The sequence below is a fragment of the Chitinophaga sp. S165 genome (genome assembly GCF_003182155.1).
Lineage (GTDB): Bacteria > Bacteroidota > Bacteroidia > Chitinophagales > Chitinophagaceae > Chitinophaga.
In genome coordinates this window covers 141,578-159,423 of sequence record NZ_QGTG01000007.1, presented here as the reverse complement: position 1 = coordinate 159,423, position 17,846 = coordinate 141,578, and the positions used below count along the sequence as shown (strand labels likewise).

Below are 17,846 nucleotides of genomic sequence, written 5' to 3'. Positions count from 1 at the left end.
TCTTTGTTTTTAATTGTATTTATTTAATCAATAGTTATTTGTTACTGTTCCAGTTAAAACTCAATCCCAGGAAATAAGAACGTCCATACCACATAGGCAGGATGCCTCCTGTAGTGTGTGCCTGTCCACTGGTCAAAGTCGAATTGTTAATGTTTGTATTGTCAAACAGGTTCCTGACACCACCGTTGACGGTTACATACTTTGTGATACTTTTCGTAGCTGTAACATCTGCCTGATGGAAGGCCTCCGTCCTGATCTCATGTATAAAAGCAGGTGCATTCGTTGTTGTTACTTCTTCATAAGCCGGACGTTCACCATTGAACTTATAGGAAACATTCAATGCACCGCCGATCTTTCTGAAGCGATAGGTAATATTTGCATTCACTTCCGGCGTCCAGGTAAATTCCGGACTGGGATATGTTTTATTGTATGTCTCATCATCTGCAAACTGATTATACCTGCCTATATAGGACATGCCGGCATTCACCTGCAGATTATTCCAGTTCAGTACCCCGCTCAGTGTACCACCAGTGGTTTTAAACTTGCTGATGTTCACGTAAGTAGAAGTGTCTGAACCATTGATGGTGGCAATATCTATCCTGTCATTAAAGTCGTTATAGAAACCTGTAGCAGTTACCCCGATACGCACAGGGCCTTGTTGTATTGCCTGCCAGCTTACCGACCCGGTAAAGCTGTTTGAATATTCCGCCTTCAGATCACTGTTGCCTTTTATCGAGTGACTGGCATCAAAGAAATAGAAATACAATTCTCTCAAAGCAGGCGCTCTGAAACCGCGGGCGTACGACAAGCGCAGGTCCAGGTTACTGCGTAACGCAAACTTTGTATTGATAGAGGGGATCACCGGTGGTGCATCGTAAACGGAGTTCTTACTCAGCCTCACTCCCGGACGAATATTCAGCCAGTGTAAGGGTTTCATCTCTGCCGAAAAGAAAAGGGAGTAATCACTGATATCCGGCGTACCCAATATCCGCTGCCCGGACGAACCATCCCGGCGATATTCAACACCTGGCTGGAATGACCAGACAGGAGATAATTCATATTGTGCCGTACCCCGGAAAAAGATCGTATTAAACTTCGATACATCCTGTGCGCCATCATCTGGAGAAAGGCTCTCAGTATTACTTATAAAATCTTTAATAGTGGTACGTGTGATCCTTCTGTATTGCTGATAAGAAGCGGCACCATTTATACTTAAGCCTTTGTTAACCTGCCATACCGCCTGCGCCTGATGTGTATACCGGTCGGTCATGTAATGCTGGTCAGTAGCCTTACCATTGTCAAAATTGATATCCCCCCGGCTGATGATGTCTTCATCAAGGTAATCCAGCCTGTACCACACTTTGAGGTGATCATTACTATAGCCGAATGAGCCATTCGCGATCAACTGGTCTTTCGGTTTCCATGCTTTCTTTCTGCCTGTCAGTGAATCACTCCATCCACCAAAATCATTGCGGGTAATGCCGCCTCCGGCGAAGAAGCCCTTATGCCCCCATTGAATGCCCAGGTTCTCATTATGTATACCTTTACCACTGAAAGCTGCATATTCTTTTCCCACTGTCTCCTCCTGCACCCTGGCCGTAACCGATAGCTGGTTACCGCCATGATATTTCTTTGTAATGATATTGATCACACCTGCCAGCGCATCTGTGCCATATACGACAGACATCGGGCCTTCTACTATCTCGATCCTTTCTATTGTATTAATATCAATTTGAGTAAGACTTTGCCTCGTACTACCTCTGTCTACCAATGGCACACCATCCAGCAATATCTTCACATTTGCACCTGATGTCCCCATGATCTCTACATCCGTTTCTCCCAGGGTAGCATCATTAGAAAAACGCACGCCGAGCTCATTGTCCAGTACACCCAGCACATTGATAGCACCACGTAATTTCATGTACTCACCGGATATTGTCCTTACCTGGTAAACAGATTGTTTTAATGATTGCGGCGTATATTGTCCCGTTACCACTACGTCACGCAAACGTATTGAATCAGATATAACGGTAGCTGCTGCAGCATTCTTTGCAGATTGCGCCCATGCGCCGCTATAAAAGGCAATAGAAAGACCCAGCACAATTAGATGTGACCTCATAAAGTATAGTAGCATTAAGTAGCGCTAACGCCTTACAGTGTTAGAAACAAAAGATCCCCTTGCCGTTATACCACGACAGCAGTACAACGGCCCATGCGGATGCATCACCTGTGTTAATGAAATATGTTACTGTATTACACGAACTGCAGCGGAGATTACAGTTATAGTGCAATATTGGCGGAGTAATAATACATGCAAAGTAAGCATGCGGCGGACAAATAAGTTTATCTATTCAGGAAATTGATTTACGCGAAAAGGAAAATCTACCTGATCAGTTCATATACCTGTTGGAGTAATATGGCTTCCTGCAACGCTTCCTTCATATTCAACCACTCCGATTGAGTAAAAGTAAAGCTGATATCCCGGCACGGAGAGTGTACCACTACCCGTTCTTCACCATCAGGGAACATCATACTGCAGTCGTAAAACTCCTGGTGTTCCAGTGTTTCATAAAACAGCTGAAAATCCTGCGGAGTAAAGTTCAGGACCAGGTTGTTGTGCCAGATATATACTGTCTGGCAATTCGCACAATGGCTGATATGAGCCTGTTTCTTAGCGCACAATGTTCTGATATCGCACATATTATTTTCTGGTTTAAGGGTTTTTATTTCAGCTATGGATCACCCGATAGTCCACAAACACGGAGCTCTTAACAAATCCTGATACGGCATTGAAAATGCCTGACCATTTTAAGTAAGAGCTACATGTTGCAGCACTGCCTGAAATTGAGGCTCACTTTTACTGATATGTTTTCAGAGGATAGTAAATACTTTTCTGGGCGCTAACAAACAATGAATGTTTGCAGCATTATATGAATCAATCACTCTTTACGCAATTCAAAAATAAGAACAAGTGTTTAGGACGGATGCTCAAATGAGGAAAACGATTTTTCTATTAGGGAAAATATCAGACACCGGACGCGACCTCATAAAAAAAAAGAGATTAAATGCACGAACATTTAATCTCTCTCCAATAGTTTAACAATATTACAAGGCTAAGATCACTACTATAAAGCAGCAGCCAACGCGCGCCATTCTTCCAGTTCAGGATTACCTGGTTTGCGTTTACCGAAGAATTGCGCGATCATCTCACCCGCTGCATCAAACACTTCCAATGATGTTACAATGCCATCTACTGAAGGTTTTTCAACTATCCAGCATTGTGCAATAACATCTGTCTTCAGATGCAGATTAAAATCTTCATCCATTACATTGATCCAGTTTGGAATTTCAACGATCTTCTGAACAGGACCGGTATGTATTTCGATGTTGCCAGGATTGCCTACGAAGACCATGATCTCCAGCCCACTTGCTGATGCTTTTTCCAGCAGTGTCTTTACACAATCATTGCCTGTGCGGCGGGCAAACTTTCCTTCTGCCAGTTCCAGCGCACGTACCCTGGAAAGCTTATGCTTCATCAGTAGAGGGAAGAAGTCATGTGTATCCTGCAGCGCAGCCCATCCTTGCAGGAATGCTTCGCTATCTGCATCTTTGTCGTTATATACAGGAGCAGGAGGTGCAGGCGCTACGGTAATAGCAGCAGGCTGCTCTGATGCAGTAAAGTCTGCAACCAGTTTATCCCATGCGGCGAGGTTAGTCTGTTCCACAGCATAGATCTTCATGATAGCAGTTCCTTGTGCATCAAATATCTGCAGCGACTTTTTGAATCCAATGCTATCATCAGTGGCTACAGCGAAACCATATTTCCAACGGGAGAAGAACATACGCAGATCGATGTCTTTTCCCAGTACAGTACCTACATGTTTATTTTCTGTATTAACTATTTCAAAAACGCCTTTTCGCTCTATTACACAGTGTTCATTGCGGGTCAGCACCATCACCTTACCCAATGCAGGCATAGCCTGTATGAGGGCAGGGAATTCGTTCTTCAGATGTTTTACAGTACCGCCGGTACAAGCAGCTACCAGCTCACCTTCGCTGACCTGCAATTGACTGGCGGCGTCACGGATCCTCACTTTCGGATGCTGTTCGCGAAAAGCCTGCCATTGTTCTTTTAATGTGGTTACGGTTGCGTTCATTTTTTACAATACTTTTAATGCCTTTGCGGCAGGTGATGGAAATAAGCCACCGGCAGTGGCGGTAACCACCAGTGGGTAATGACAGTGCGGATGTTCCAGTACTGCAACATCCACGCCGAAACAGTCTTTAATATGTGCAGATGTGAAAATTTCTTCAACACTCCCCTGTGCATATACATGGCCATTCTTCAACAATAGCAGTTTGTTAGCATAGGCTGCCGCCAGCTGGAAGTCGTGCAGTACCGCTACGACCAGCACACCACATGAGGCCAGTGTAGTTGCCAGTTGTAATGACAGTTGCTGGTGAAGGATGTCCATTCCTGTGACAGGTTCATCCAGCAGCAACATTTTTCTGCCGGTATAATCTGTTGCCTGCAGGTCGGGCGCTTCCAGCAGTTGTGCCAGCACCCGTGCCATTTGCACACGTTGTTTTTGGCCACCGGATAGTGTCGTATATGTTCTGTCACGCAGGTTCTGTACCTGCATAACTTTTAAGGCATAGGCTATGATCTCTTTGTCTGCGGCAGAAAGATGGGCATTATAAATATAACGGCCCATGCTTACCACTTCTGCCACAGTAAATGGCTGGTTTAATGTGAGCTGCTGAGACAACACAGCCCTTGTTCTTGCCTGTGTTGCTATCGGCAATGTCTTTAGTTCTTCACCCCCTATACTTACGCTACCCTTGTACTGCATGTACTCTCCGGCTATTACCTTCAGTAGCGTCGACTTACCTGCACCATTGGCGCCCATGATCACACATAACTCACCGGCTCCTGCCTCAAGGCTCACACCTTCAAGGATCTTCATTTTACCGAGCGACAACGAAATATCTTTTACACACAACATCATGCTAGTATGGTCCTTTTTTCTTTGATAATAAGCCAGAGGAAAAATGGCGCACCTATTACAGCGGTAACAATCCCTACCGGTAGTTCCGCAGGTGCTACAATGGTTCGGCACAGTAAGTCCGCTACAGTCAATAACACAGCGCCCGATAAAGCAGCTCCCGGTATAAGTATGCGATAATCCGGACCTGTGAACTGACGTACGATATGTGGCACGATCAGGCCAATGAATCCGATGATCCCCGCAACCGCTACTCCTGCTGCTACCGCCATCGTCGCAAAGATGACCAGCATGGATTTTAATCGTGGCACCCCTACACCGCTGTGCATCGCTTCCCGCTCTCCCAGTGCTAACAGATTCAGCGCAGGCGCCAAACGTGGCAGCATGATCAGAGGGATGATAATAAAAGGCGCTACGCCTGTTACCGTTTGCCAGCTGGCGCCTCCCAGGCTGCCGAGCGACCAGAAGGTAATGCTGCGTAACTGCTCATTGTTTGCCAGGTAAGTCATCAGCCCTGTAACAGATTCACATAACGCCCTCACCGCAATACCTGCGAGCAGCATAGTAGAAATAGCTGCCTGTCCACCGGTACGGGCAATACGAAAAATAAATAACGTTGTAATGATCGCACCTGCAAATGCAGCAAGGTTCAATGCATAAAAATTCAATGCGGGTACCTGTTGAAAAACCGGCAATGCGTTTTGAATAATGATCATCACCACAGCCGCCATAGAAGCGCCTGAACTGATACCTATCAAACCAGGATCTGCCAGCGGATTACGGAATAGGCCCTGCAATGAGGCACCCGCTACGCCAAGCCCCGCACCGATCAATACACCCAATACTACTCTCGGCAGGCGGATCATCCACAGCACGCCAGGCATGTTCTCTTCATAAGCAACAGGCAGGTGAATACCTGCCTTGTCTAACAATATGGCAAGTACCTGCGTGGGAGACATATGCATCGCGCCTGTCCCTGTAGCCAGCAGTATCACAATAATGAGCAATATGCTTAGTATAGTAATGCTGCTGACACGCTTTATATTTTCTTTGTTCATCATCATTGGTACACTACGAGTTCAGCTTACCCGCCAATTCCTGTACCGCCTGTATTACACGCGGGCCGAAACCGGTCAGCAACTGACCATCCATTACGATCACTTTCTTTTCTTTACCTGCGGTAGTTTGCGGAATGCCCTGCACTTTCAGCAGGCCATCCACACCGCCCATACTTTTCAAACCTTCATCAAACATGAGGATCACATCGGGATTAGCAGTAACCAGTGCTTCCGGCGTCAATGGCTTGAAGTCATTGAAACCGGTAGCTGCGTTCTGTGCACCTGCCAATGCAATGATCTTATCCAATGGTGTTTCTTTACCGGCAACCATCATCGTACCAGCGCCACGTGCATAGATGAACAATACTTTCTTGGATTGTGATTTTATATGCAATGCCTTTTGCTCCTTATCCAGTTGTTTTACCAACGCAGTACCTTTCTCAGGCACCTTCAGGGCAGCAGCCACTTCTGTTATCAGTTTTTTTGTACCGGCTACAGAGAATTCCTGTTTGATCAGCACCGTTTTTACGCCTACGCTTTTAAACTGCTCGATTACAGCCGGTTGTATGAAGTTGTCGGTAGCCAGGATCAGGTCCGGTTGTAAAGCCAGTACAGGCTCTGCTGAAATATTCCGGTTATGCCCCACCTTCGCCATCTGTTTCATGCTGGCAGGATAAGTGCTCGTTACATCCACACCTACCAATGCACTCTCAAATCCCAGTGCACAAACAATCTCGGTAACAGCCCCGTTCAGGGATACTATACGCTTAATGCCCTGTTGTGCACTAACATTCAGCGCAGTGAACAGGCAAACAGCTAATGACACGACCAACGGGCGTATCTGTATACGATTCATCATAGTTTGAATAAGTAAGAATGACAATAAATAATGTTGAAAAGAAAATTAATGGTTGACCCTACCCGGGGTTTGGGCCAACCATCGCTTACCGTAAGCATTTTTACTCCGCCATGCTCCGGCAAGATTCTTAAATAAGTTATCAGGTACAGGATACCGGGAAGTCAGGTATTGGCACAGAAAGGCCACTACGGAACTTCACAGTGATCCGGTACAGTTTACCAGTAATTAAATTTTAAAAAGTAACTATCAGCCGGGCATGATATATATAGGGAATATACCAGTATTGGACTGACAGGTGCGGCGGAGTAATTGAGTGATGCAAATCTATGTCATAGAAATGTAACGAACTAATCGAATCGGGAAAATTTTATGACAATCTTTACGCGAAAGGAAATATTTATGTTTTTCAATGTTTTTAGGGAAGTTATCAACGGGGTAAACTAAATCCTTTATGCTATTGTTAAATATACATTACCTATCACCGGAAAAATTTAAAACCCATGGATTGGGATGAAATACTAAATCCACTATCGCCATACTATCAGAGTGCGATGCAGGAACAACAACAGCTCGTAAATCTGCAGGATGGGCTCATATCAGCCGCTAAAGAACTGATGTCTTCCACTTACCCGCAGATCTATCACCTTGAATCGGCCGGATACACAGAACTAGAAAACACTATTATTTCGGAATGTGTCAAACTCTCGTGTAAGCTGAACGATATCATTTTGAAGTACCAGATAGAAAAATAGCCACTGTACTACTCTACTGAGAATGAAAGCCTTCCGGCATTCACACCCGCGACGATGCCATATCCGTTTTCTACATTGGAAAAGATATTCACCGGATCAATAGAGAAATCCAGCCTATCCTCCAATCGCTGCGAATATGTGCCATCAAGGTACTTAAAGGCTCCTCTGGTCAAACCGCTGACTTCCACGATCATGTGAGAAGCTGTGATCTCTTTGCTCGTCTGCAACACAAAGAGCACATCTTTTCCATTGATACGTTCATCTGTCAGCAGCACTTCACTGTAATAGGCATTACCAATAATGTCTATGAAGTTGTTATTGTATGAGGGGTCCAGGCGGAACTTTACTGTATCCTGTTTCAGGGGTACGATCACTCCGTTGACAGTATCGGCATTGTATACCCGGATCCTGTAATAATTCTTCTCGGCAGCATTGTCTTTCAGGGAAAACCTTACCCTGTTGGAGGTCTTTTGTGCAAATGCATTCTGTATTGCAGGTCTCGCCGGAGTACTGTCTACTGCTACCACACTGGCGAGGCCGGTATAACTGACGTTCACAGTGTATCTTGCGCCCACTTTAGCCACGCCCTGCGATACGTAATACCCCTTTCCATTGATCACTGTCCACCGTGGTGCGGGCAATGTCGTACCGTCTTCCTGTAAGGTCACCACCGCACCCGCTAACTCCGGAAACCGCAGGTTACCAGACTCCTTTACAGGTTTGCTTTTGGTCACGCGGATATACATCAGACTGTCCGGCTGGATCAGGCTGTTCAGCACCACCTTATCTCCATCATAAGGAATATCGATGCGTGATTCCTTCTCACATGCTGCCATAACAATGATCAGCAATATTGCATAAAGACTATATGGACGCATACTCTTCATTTAAAATTTGATTGCATAAGTTACACTTGGCAGGATAGGTAGAATACTTATCTCTGACAGGTAACGTTCCTGTTTTTCCGTATTGGTCACCATATAATAGTAATATGGGTTCCGCTGATTATAGGCATTGTACAAACTGAACGTCCAGCTCTTCGTCCACAGTTTTTTCTTCTTACTGTACGTTGCGCTGATATCCAGTCTGTGCATAGATGATGTACGATAAGCATTCCTGTTACCGATATGGTCCAGGATAGGATCATGCTGCGGAGGATCGTAAGGAGACGGATCTCCCACTCCTTCGTAACTTGCTGTAGGCAGTGTCAATGGCAATCCGGTAGTATATTCCCACGTTGCAGACAATTCCCAGCGTTTCCCTAAACGCTGTGTCAATACCACTTCAAGATCGTGGCGGCGGTCGTATTTGTACGGGAACGACTTGCCTTCATTTACAGTGGGGAATGTTCTGTCAGACCAGGAAAGTGTATAACCGATCCATCCTCTCGTAGTACCTTTTTTCTTTTCCAGCATGATCTCTCCTCCATAACTCCTGCCTTTACCAATAGCTACCTGCTCATCCCAGTGTTTACCCGCGCCGCTGAATGGCGATACATACTCACTGTATTCTATTACATGGTCCATTGTTTTGTAATAACCTTCTACAGACATCGCATACATATGATGCTTGCTTGTCTTGGAGATGCCCACAGAAGCCTGACGGGAAAACATAGGCCGCACCCTCCCTGTAGACGGTACCCAAAGGTCCGTAGGCAGACTGCTGCCGCTGTTTGACAACAGATGCAGATACTGTGTCATATGCGTATAAGATAACTTAAGCGCCCAACGGTGAGGGAATCCATACCTCACACCTAATCTCGGTTGTATGGAATAATATGCACGGCCATCCACAAGAAAAGCGGAAGCATGCACACCGGCATTTGCCAGCAAAGCCTTTGATACTTTCCACTCATCTTCGCCATACAACAATATCTCCTGCCCTACAGATGCGCCATTGTCATAGGTTGTATCTACTGATGGCTGACCGATCCCTTCATCCTCAAAGAGTGATACGCCCGGATTAAAAACATGTGTGATCACGCCACCTCCAAACCTTATCGTATGCTGCGGTTTAGGCCTGTATTCAAAATCGACCTTACCAACGATGTCCTGTATACTGGAATAATACTTCCCGTATAACTTGCTGGTATCGGTCGTATTTATTGGTTTGTAATCGTATTTATATTCTGTCGAAAAATAGTACTGGGAATAATTTGTCGTCACGTTAGCAAACAACTTCGGACTAAACACATGGTTCCAGCGTAATGTACCTGTATAGTTGCCCCATACAAAACTGGAGCGGCTATCGCCGTAGTAACTTTCCGGATCGTCAGTTCCTTTCGCTCCTTCCTGCCATGTCATATTCAGCTTATCCTGACCTACATATCCACTCAGGTATAAACGGTCTTTCTCTGAAAAGATATGATTCACTTTCAGGTTAGCATCATAAAAGAATACAGTGGTATTATCCGGTCCGTCATCGTTGTTATCAATGAACACATCATTCATCATATCGGCATGTGAACGCCGGGCAGATACAACAAACGAAGTCTTATCTTTTTTTAACGGACCTTCCACCATTGCCTTTGCAGCGATCAGCCCAATAGCGGCTTCCCCATGATACTGTTGCATATCGCCGTCTTTGAGAGAGATGTCAACAATAGAAGATAATCGTCCGCCGTAACGCGCAGGAAATGCGCCTTTATAGAATTCTGCATTCTTCACAATGTCGGGATTGAACACAGAGAAGATCCCGAATAAATGCGATACGCTAAAAATAGGCGTACCATCCAGCAGCACAAGGTTCTGGTCAGGACTTCCACCTCTTACATTCAATCCGCCGCCACCTTCTATACCGCCCGATACACCCGGTTGTGCCACAATAGTACGCATCAGGTCTGCCTCACCCAGTAAGCGTGGCATTGCCTTGACATCCGCTGCCGATAACTTTAACCTGTTCAGCACTACCTGTTCCTGTTGCTGACGGGCTGAATCTGTTGTGGTTACCACGACTTCCGGCAAACTATTCTGTGCCTGTAATGTAACAATAACAGGTTCGCGCTGACCTTTCTTTACAGCCAGGCGCCCAGGCTTATAACCAACATAGGTCACTTGCAAACTGCTGGTATCACGGGGCACTGTAAAACTGAAAAAACCGAACTGATTAGTCGTGGTACCTACATGTTGTACCGGGGAATAAATAGTCGCTCCGATGAGCTTTTCACCGGTGCCATAATCCTGTACATATCCACTGATAGTATTGGTAGGATGATTTTTAGCTGTCAGCACGATCTGATCACCGATACGCGCAAAATGAATATCGAAGGGAGCAAAAATATCGTCCAACGCTTTCTTCAGGGGCTTGTTATGTATATTCACTGTTACCAGAGGCGTCAGGTTCACTACATTCCTGCTGTAAGAGAAATGAATACCATATTCTTTCTCCAGTATCATACATATGGTTTCCAGCGACTGGTCTTTCACTGATACGCTGATCCTCGTGCGCCAATCCCAACCGGATGCCTGTACAGGAATATAGATTAGCAGCATCCCCAATAACATCAACATCCTACACAACAATGACATGATTCTTTTTAAGGTTGTAAAAATTATTCTTCATGCTTCTTTAATATTACTATGGTGTCTTTTTTCTCTATGCCAGCATTGGTCATAAATGCGATAGATGCCAGTACGTTCTCCGCTGTTTCTCCTGTAAAAGTGGCTGTTACCAGCAATTGCAGCAACGCAGTATCGGCAGTAACATGTATATCATAGATCACTTCAAGCGTTTGTAATACTTCTGACAGCGGCGTATCTGTAAATACCAGTTCCCTGCCTGCAGCATCCGCCACATGTGTAGCAATCCTGAATGGTAATTCTTCGTTCTGCTGTTCCAGCAGCATACCGGCCGATAATACCACACTATCCTGACGGCCTTTGTTCATTACCATGATCTGTCCTGTATCCACATGTATTCGTAATGGGCCATTTTTACCGGGCGCCGCATCTACCATAAAACGGGTGCCCAATACTTTTATGGTCCTTTCTCCCAGCTTTATTATAAACGGCTGGTCAGCGTCTGGCGTTACATCGAATACCGCTTTTCCTTCCAGCGAGACTTCCCGTTGCAAGTCTCCAAATCCGGCCAGTACCAGCAGGCGGGCATTGTCCTCTAACTGAACGTTAGTACCGTCTTTCAATTGTGCTACAAGCGGCCCGGTAAACCGTTGCGTACGGCCATTGCGGGCTGCCAGCCATAAACCAGTCACCGCAGCGATCAGTAATACCGCAGCTGCCATCCACCACCGGCGCCATTTGGAGATGGTCACCACACTTCCTCCCATGCCGGCACTAAGTGCCTGCCAGGCACGTTCAGTGTCGGCGGCTGTCACGGCCAGTCGCGGTTGTTCCACCAGCAACTTTTCAAGTGCTGATAACAACACGGGATGACTGGCATCACTCTTCAGCCAGTCGTCAACCCACTGGCGTTCAGCGACATCGGCCTCACCGAGCACGTATTTACATAGCAAGGCGTATAACGCCTCATCAGCATATAGTTTAGTCATCGAACAGTTTGTAGTAGTTATAACAGATGAAAGCAGGCAAAAGCATACAGTTGCTTTCGTATGGTAACAGACGCAGGTTATGGCAGGTTGCCCCTATAAAGGGGATAAATATTTGATCTTTCCCGAAGGATAAAATATTTCGAAGAGGTCAGAATAATAGCACCTGCAGGTACTCCTTCAACTCTTTATGCATGATTTTCAATGCTTTTCCCATCTGATTTTCTACCGTTTTCACCGATATGTTCATGACGTCGGCTATCTCCGCATATTTTAATTGTTGCTGCCGGCTGAGTACAAATACTTCACGGCAACGTTCGGGCAGTACTTCGAGCGCCTGTTGATAGAGTCGTTCCAGTTCCCAGGCCGATGCCTGTAACTGTCCGTCCCCTGCCCGCAGATCGCCGGCCACCTGCTCTTTTTCCTGTCGCACCGTTTCTTTCCGCCAGTTGCTGATAGCAGTATTCCGGATGGCTGCAAAAAGGTAAGATCTCGTAGCGCCCGTAATATCAATGGTTTCCCGCTTTTCCCAGAGCCGCAGGAATACCTGCTGCACCACCTCTTCCGCCTCATGGACATTGCCGGTATAATGCACCGCAAATGCCAGGCAGGAGGCGTGGTGTTCTCTAAAGATATCTTCAAATGTACTACGGTTCAGCATTGGTATTTAAGCACCGTAAAGATATAATATATACTGGGTTTTGTTGTGTTATCTCCTGACTATCATTCTTTCAGGGTATTCTCTCAAGGAAAGAATACTATTGTCTAACTTATTTATCTTTGTGCCCGCATGTACAATCTTATCAAAAAAATACTCTTCCGCTTTCCGCCGGAAAGCATTCACTACCAGGTCATGAAAGGCCTTCAGGTGATGCATGGTGTTCCACTAGGGAAAAATATCCTCCGTTCTTTCTGTCAGCCGAAACGTAAAGGCCTCGAAAGACAACTATGGGGACTGACTTTCAAGAATCCCGTAGGCCTGGCAGCCGGCTTCGATAAAGATGCCCGGTTCACCGACGAACTGGCCTGTCTTGGGTTCGGATTCGTGGAGATCGGGACCGTCACTCCGGTAGCACAACCCGGCAATGATCAGCCCCGCCTGTTCCGTCTTCCTGCCGACCAGGCCCTCATTAACCGTATGGGCTTCAATAACGGAGGCGCCATCGCCGCCGCTAAACGCCTTCAGAAAAGGAAGTCAGATATCATTATAGGTGGCAATATCGGTAAGAACAAGATCACACCGAATGAACAGGCTATCAGCGACTACGAAAAATGTTTCCATGCACTGTTTGATGTGGTGGATTATTTCGTTGTGAATGTCAGCTCTCCCAATACACCTAATCTCCGCGCATTACAGGAAAAAGAGCCATTAAAACAGTTACTGCACCATCTGCAGATGCTGAATACACAAAAACCGAAGCAGAAGCCTATTCTGTTGAAAATAGCCCCAGACCTGACCACCAGTCAGCTGGATGATATTATAGAAATCGTACAGGAAACCAAACTGGCTGGTATCGTTGCTACTAACACAACGATAGACAGGGAGAACTTACAAACGCCGCAGGCAGAAGTAGCTGCTATCGGCGCAGGTGGTCTAAGCGGTTTGCCGGTGAAAGAAAAGGCCACGGAAGTGATCCGGTATATTCATAAAAATACCAATGGCGCTGTTCCTATCATCGCCGTAGGCGGTATCTTCACCGCTGAAGATGCACAGGAAAAACTGGACGCAGGTGCGTCACTCGTGCAGGTATATACTGGATTTGTGTACGAAGGACCAATGATCGTGAAGAAGATCTGTGACGGATTGAAGTAATAGTTTCCCTACGGGATCGGATATTCTAAAATTAAGTTAATATATAATTGGAAGGTGTATTCTTACGGATACACCTTTTATTTTCATCCCAAAAATAACCCATGAGGACATTTGTTCTATTTACAACCCTGCTGTAATCATAAAAACAAAAAACTCCTGCGAAATCAAAACCGTTCTTCCACAAAACGGTTTTGATTTCGCAGGAGTTTTTTTCCGGGCAATATTACTTAGCCAGTATATCCACATCCACTATCTTTTCAGGGAACCATACATTCATTTCTCCTTCTCCCCTGTTCGCCCAGGCATAATACGGTATCAATGTAACCTGTTTTGGAACTGTGCTCACCTGCTGCTGTTGTTCATTCACCTGGATGCTCTTACCCTGTCCTTTCAATACCACCACACCATTAAGGATATCCTTTCTTTCTTCAGGCTGAAATACATCAGGCAACAACAGATTGCTGGTGCGGCCATCATTATCCTTCCATTCTGCACAATACATCAACGGGCCTCTCTGGATAGCAACCTTACCATTATCATCTTTGATTTTCTGATCAGCCAGTACTTCATGTGTTTCCATTGGCAACTTTACTTCCACGACATCTTTTTTATTCCACTTCTTTTTGATCACAGCGTATCCCTGCTCCTGTTCATAAGTAACAGGTTGTCCATTCACTTTGATCACGACATTAGCTGCCTTGCGGTCTTTGAACTGGTAAAGGCCTCCGGGAATAGCTTCCTGTCTTACCCAGCCTGGTATCCTGATCTTCAGTGTAAAATCAGTAGCTGATGCCGGTTCAATATTAAAGCGCAGATCTCCCTCCCAGGGATAGTTATTAGATTGTGTGATCTTTACTTTCTGCTTTTCAACCTGGAGTGACGCTGTACTGTTGATGAACAGATTGACATACACATCCTTTTGCTTTTGTGCATAAACATAACCAGGCAATGAAGGTAGAAAGCGCACCATGTTAGTCGGGCAACAGGAACACTCAAACCATCCCGAGCGGCCAGCTTCCATGCTATGATGATGCTCCCCTCTTCTGATCTGCATAGCATTGGTGTAGAAGAAAGACTTGCCATCCAGTCCTACACCCGATATCAAACCGTTGTAAAGGATCTTCTCCAGCATGTCAATATACTTCGAATCCCCATGCAACTGGAACATACGTTGATTCCAGAACGCGTTACCGATAGCAGCACATGTCTCATTGTAAGCGGTGGCATTGGGCAGCTCATAGTTTTCTCCAAAACGTTCGCCTTCAGGAATAGCACCGATACCACCCTGTACATAGATCTTCTTGGTAGCCATGTTATCCCATATCCTGTCGATGGCATGCAAATATGCCGTATCTCCTTCCAGCGCTGCAATGTCGGCCATTGCTGCATACAGATACATCGCTCTAACCGCATGTCCTACTGCTTCGGATTGATCTACTACAGGCGCCTGGTCCTGCCAGTATTTACCGTTCTCCCATTGATTCCTGCTCTTTGCATTATACTGGCGTTTGCCTCTTTCATCAATGAAGAACTTCGCCAGTTGCAAATATTCTTTCTTTCCTGTAATACGATATAAACGCACCAGTCCCATTTCCACAACTTCATGTCCGGGTGCAACACCACGTTTACCAGGACCAAAGGTCTGTACCAGCAGGTCTGCATTCTTCAGTGCGATGTCCAGGAAATTACGTTTACCGGTTGCCAGATAATGTGCACTGGCGGCTTCAAACATATGTCCGGAGTTATATAACTCATGACTTAGCTCATGCTCTCTCACCCAGCGCTCCGGGCCAGACCAGTCATGCGGATGCGCCGGATCGATCGTCCTGGCTGTATACAGATAACCGTCCGGTTCCTGTGCCTTGCCCACAATCGTGATCAGTGAATCTACATACGCGTCCATCCGCTTATCGGGAGTAACAGCCATCGAGTAAGAAGCCCCTTCGATGGTCTTATAAATATCTGTATCATCGAATGGGAATTTCGTACAGAACTTCCCTTCTTTAGCCGCTGCCATTTCAAAGTTCTTCACACGGCCTGTGCTTTCACAACGTGCGAACGAAGCCGGAATGGTCACACTATGATTAGTGCGTACACGCGGTAACCAGAAGCTGTCTGTCAGTTTCACAGCTGTGAAATCTACCGCCCTCACAGGATAATCCGCCTGCTGCGCACAAAGCGGGATAACATACAACAATGCGAGTGATAATAATTGTCTTTTCATATTAATAGCCATCGTTTTGTTTGAGTTTTCCATTCTTATTTATTTCATTCCGTGGAATGGGAAAGAGTGTTCTATAGTCGCCATTGGACACATGCGAAAACCATGATTTCTTTGTAAATACTTTAAAGCGGATCAGGTCCTGCCTGCGACGGGCCTCTTGTGTAAACTCCCAGCCCAGTTCATCCAGGAAACGGCCGTACTGAATATCAGCGCCACCTTCCACCGTCTGATTCAAATGATTACGCAAGCCGTAATTATAAACACTTCCCTTTACCAGATCCGCCGCTGTAACGATCGCTTTCTGCGGATGATCTGCAAAGTTGCGTTGCCTCACCTGCGTTACAATTGTAGCCGCATCAGCAGCGTTGCCTTTTCTCAATAGACTTTCTGCTTTCATCATGAGGATATCCGCATAACGGAACAATGGCCAGTCATTACTCAACTGTACATTCGCTTTCTGCTTGATCTCAAACTTACCCAGGCGGAAACCATGGATCTCTTCCGACAGATCAATACCAGGTACTTCATTAATAAACGCCAATGGTTTCCCTGTATACGCTCCCATTGTGCAGTTCAGTTCAGCACCCGCAGCACTGTATTGCTGTCCTTTGATCCAGTTATCACGATACCGCGCGTCATCTGTATCAAATGTATTGATGAACTGAGGGATAGCGCAAATGCCTCCCCACGGCGTAGATTTAAGATTATAAGTAGCCTGGCAGGCCGGTTGTAATGTCTGCATGTGAACGTCGAATGCATTCCAGTTCGTCACATACGTTTCATCAAATGGCAGTGCGAAAATGATCTCTTTGGAATTCTCATTGTCCGTTACAAACACACTACGCTGTACAGGTTCCAGTATGAAACCCTTTCCTGAATTAATGATAGCATCACATGCAGCAATACAGTCATCCCATGCAGGCGTTCCCGAATAAACCTCTGCATTCAGGTACATCTTAGCCAGCAAAGCGTATGCAGCCCATTGATTGAACTTCCCATAAGTAGTTACGTCGTTCTTATCACTGAGCAGTGCGATGTTGTCTTTTATTTCTTTGATGATGAATTCATACACCTGCTTACGGGTGCTCTGTTCCGGCAGAAAACCTTCCGGTACGTCAAACTGTGATACGATGGGCACATTACCATACACATCACATAGCACGTAGTAATATGATGCCCGTAACACCTTCAGTTCTGCCAGCGTTGCTTCCTTAGCACTACTTACAGGAATACCGCCCGATTCTAACTGATAGATCACCCGGTTACAATTAGTGATACCGGCATAAGTACGGTTCCAGGTATTGATGGTAACATCATCATCCGCCGTCCATTTATGTTCATGCAGACGGCGATAGATTCCGCCATCTACCCAACCGTTGGGACGCGCAGGGATCACCACTTCATCCGAAGTAGCTTCCTGTATACGCGAATAGCCATTCCAGTCATTCAGTACAAGACGCCAGTTCACATACGCTGACCCTACCAATGACGCCAGGTCTTCCGGTGATGGGTCAAATTGCCCGGCGATGATCTCGTTATAACTTGTCTCTTTTAATTTAGTACAGGCGCACACCAGTAATAGCGCTGCCAATAATATCTTCTTGCTTATTTGTTTCATAACAGTAGATTA

At 45.8% G+C, this 17,846-nt stretch carries 14 protein-coding genes; 2 read left to right on the top strand and 12 right to left on the bottom strand.

Annotated elements, in window-relative coordinates; all coding sequences use genetic code 11:
• Window positions 1-34: 34 nt before the first annotated feature.
• The 6 genes from C7475_RS23860 to C7475_RS23835 all read right to left on the bottom strand — a co-directional run bounded on the left by C7475_RS23860 (window position 35) and on the right by C7475_RS23835 (window position 6,923).
• Window positions 35-2,119 (bottom strand): TonB-dependent siderophore receptor, encoded by a 2,085-nt coding sequence (locus tag C7475_RS23860; RefSeq protein WP_233259946.1) that lies wholly within the window; start codon window positions 2,117-2,119, stop codon window positions 35-37.
• A 263-nt stretch (window positions 2,120-2,382) separates the two neighbouring features.
• Window positions 2,383-2,700, bottom strand: a complete 318-nt coding sequence (locus C7475_RS23855) for a DUF6686 family protein (RefSeq protein WP_199236278.1) — start codon at window positions 2,698-2,700, stop codon at window positions 2,383-2,385.
• A gap of 425 nt (window positions 2,701-3,125) precedes the next feature.
• Window positions 3,126-4,157, bottom strand: a complete 1,032-nt coding sequence (locus C7475_RS23850) for a hemin-degrading factor (protein ID WP_110055923.1) — start codon at window positions 4,155-4,157, stop codon at window positions 3,126-3,128.
• 3 nt (window positions 4,158-4,160) lie between these two features.
• Window positions 4,161-5,009 carry a heme ABC transporter ATP-binding protein gene (locus C7475_RS23845; protein WP_110055922.1) on the bottom strand — a complete coding sequence of 283 codons (849 nt, stop codon included), beginning with the start codon at window positions 5,007-5,009 and terminating at the stop codon, window positions 4,161-4,163.
• On the bottom strand, window positions 5,006-6,070 hold the full coding sequence (locus C7475_RS23840; RefSeq protein WP_233259945.1) for an iron ABC transporter permease: 1,065 nt from the start codon (window positions 6,068-6,070) through the stop codon (window positions 5,006-5,008). Before C7475_RS23840 ends, C7475_RS23845 begins: the two co-directional genes overlap by 4 nt.
• Window positions 6,071-6,077: 7 nt before the next feature.
• Window positions 6,078-6,923 (bottom strand): hemin ABC transporter substrate-binding protein, encoded by an 846-nt coding sequence (locus C7475_RS23835; RefSeq protein WP_233259944.1) that lies wholly within the window; start codon window positions 6,921-6,923, stop codon window positions 6,078-6,080.
• A gap of 500 nt (window positions 6,924-7,423) precedes the next feature.
• On the opposite strand from C7475_RS23835, the gene C7475_RS23830 reads away from it, so the two are divergent.
• On the top strand, window positions 7,424-7,675 hold the full coding sequence (locus tag C7475_RS23830; protein WP_110055921.1) for a hypothetical protein: 252 nt from the start codon (window positions 7,424-7,426) through the stop codon (window positions 7,673-7,675).
• 8 nt (window positions 7,676-7,683) lie between these two features.
• Here C7475_RS23830 and C7475_RS23825 read toward each other — a convergent pair whose 3' ends face one another.
• The 4 genes from C7475_RS23825 to C7475_RS23810 form a co-directional block, all read right to left on the bottom strand.
• Entirely contained in the window at window positions 7,684-8,553 is an 870-nt protein-coding gene (locus C7475_RS23825) for a DUF4249 domain-containing protein (RefSeq protein WP_158286599.1), read from the bottom strand.
• 9 nt (window positions 8,554-8,562) lie between these two features.
• Window positions 8,563-11,202 carry a TonB-dependent receptor gene (locus C7475_RS23820; protein ID WP_110055919.1) on the bottom strand — a complete coding sequence of 880 codons (2,640 nt, stop codon included), beginning with the start codon at window positions 11,200-11,202 and terminating at the stop codon, window positions 8,563-8,565.
• 23 nt (window positions 11,203-11,225) lie between these two features.
• Window positions 11,226-12,182 carry a FecR family protein gene (locus C7475_RS23815; RefSeq protein WP_110055918.1) on the bottom strand — a complete coding sequence of 319 codons (957 nt, stop codon included), beginning with the start codon at window positions 12,180-12,182 and terminating at the stop codon, window positions 11,226-11,228.
• A 148-nt stretch (window positions 12,183-12,330) separates the two neighbouring features.
• Window positions 12,331-12,840, bottom strand: a complete 510-nt coding sequence (locus C7475_RS23810; protein ID WP_110055917.1) for an RNA polymerase sigma-70 factor — start codon at window positions 12,838-12,840, stop codon at window positions 12,331-12,333.
• Between the two features lie 129 nt (window positions 12,841-12,969).
• On the opposite strand from C7475_RS23810, the gene C7475_RS23805 reads away from it, so the two are divergent.
• Window positions 12,970-13,992 carry a quinone-dependent dihydroorotate dehydrogenase gene (locus tag C7475_RS23805; protein ID WP_110055916.1) on the top strand — a complete coding sequence of 341 codons (1,023 nt, stop codon included), beginning with the start codon at window positions 12,970-12,972 and terminating at the stop codon, window positions 13,990-13,992.
• A gap of 223 nt (window positions 13,993-14,215) precedes the next feature.
• On the opposite strand, the gene C7475_RS23800 is transcribed toward C7475_RS23805, so the two are convergent.
• The gene (locus tag C7475_RS23800; RefSeq protein WP_110056134.1) at window positions 14,216-16,216 is read right to left on the bottom strand and encodes a glycoside hydrolase family 127 protein; all 2,001 of its coding nucleotides are present in this window, start codon (window positions 16,214-16,216) and stop codon (window positions 14,216-14,218) included.
• A 1-nt stretch (window position 16,217) separates the two neighbouring features.
• Window positions 16,218-17,834, bottom strand: a complete 1,617-nt coding sequence (locus C7475_RS23795; RefSeq protein ID WP_110055915.1) for a RagB/SusD family nutrient uptake outer membrane protein — start codon at window positions 17,832-17,834, stop codon at window positions 16,218-16,220.
• Between the last annotated feature and the right edge of the window lie 12 nt (window positions 17,835-17,846).

Bases quoted from the DNA above. Each gene is read 5' to 3' on its own strand.
- C7475_RS23860 (WP_233259946.1), bottom strand. From the start codon at position 2,119: ATGAGGTCACATCTAATTGTGCTGGGTCTTTCTATTGCCTTTTATAGC.
- C7475_RS23855 (WP_199236278.1), bottom strand. From the start codon at position 2,700: ATGTGCGATATCAGAACATTGTGCGCTAAGAAACAGGCTCATATCAGC.
- C7475_RS23850 (WP_110055923.1), bottom strand. From the start codon at position 4,157: ATGAACGCAACCGTAACCACATTAAAAGAACAATGGCAGGCTTTTCGC.
- C7475_RS23845 (WP_110055922.1), bottom strand. From the start codon at position 5,009: ATGATGTTGTGTGTAAAAGATATTTCGTTGTCGCTCGGTAAAATGAAG.
- C7475_RS23840 (WP_233259945.1), bottom strand. From the start codon at position 6,070: ATGATGATGAACAAAGAAAATATAAAGCGTGTCAGCAGCATTACTATA.
- C7475_RS23835 (WP_233259944.1), bottom strand. From the start codon at position 6,923: ATGATGAATCGTATACAGATACGCCCGTTGGTCGTGTCATTAGCTGTT.
- C7475_RS23830 (WP_110055921.1), top strand. From the start codon at position 7,424: ATGGATTGGGATGAAATACTAAATCCACTATCGCCATACTATCAGAGT.
- C7475_RS23825 (WP_158286599.1), bottom strand. From the start codon at position 8,553: ATGCGTCCATATAGTCTTTATGCAATATTGCTGATCATTGTTATGGCA.
- C7475_RS23820 (WP_110055919.1), bottom strand. From the start codon at position 11,202: ATGTCATTGTTGTGTAGGATGTTGATGTTATTGGGGATGCTGCTAATC.
- C7475_RS23815 (WP_110055918.1), bottom strand. From the start codon at position 12,182: ATGACTAAACTATATGCTGATGAGGCGTTATACGCCTTGCTATGTAAA.
- C7475_RS23810 (WP_110055917.1), bottom strand. From the start codon at position 12,840: ATGCTGAACCGTAGTACATTTGAAGATATCTTTAGAGAACACCACGCC.
- C7475_RS23805 (WP_110055916.1), top strand. From the start codon at position 12,970: ATGTACAATCTTATCAAAAAAATACTCTTCCGCTTTCCGCCGGAAAGC.
- C7475_RS23800 (WP_110056134.1), bottom strand. From the start codon at position 16,216: ATGAAAAGACAATTATTATCACTCGCATTGTTGTATGTTATCCCGCTT.
- C7475_RS23795 (WP_110055915.1), bottom strand. From the start codon at position 17,834: ATGAAACAAATAAGCAAGAAGATATTATTGGCAGCGCTATTACTGGTG.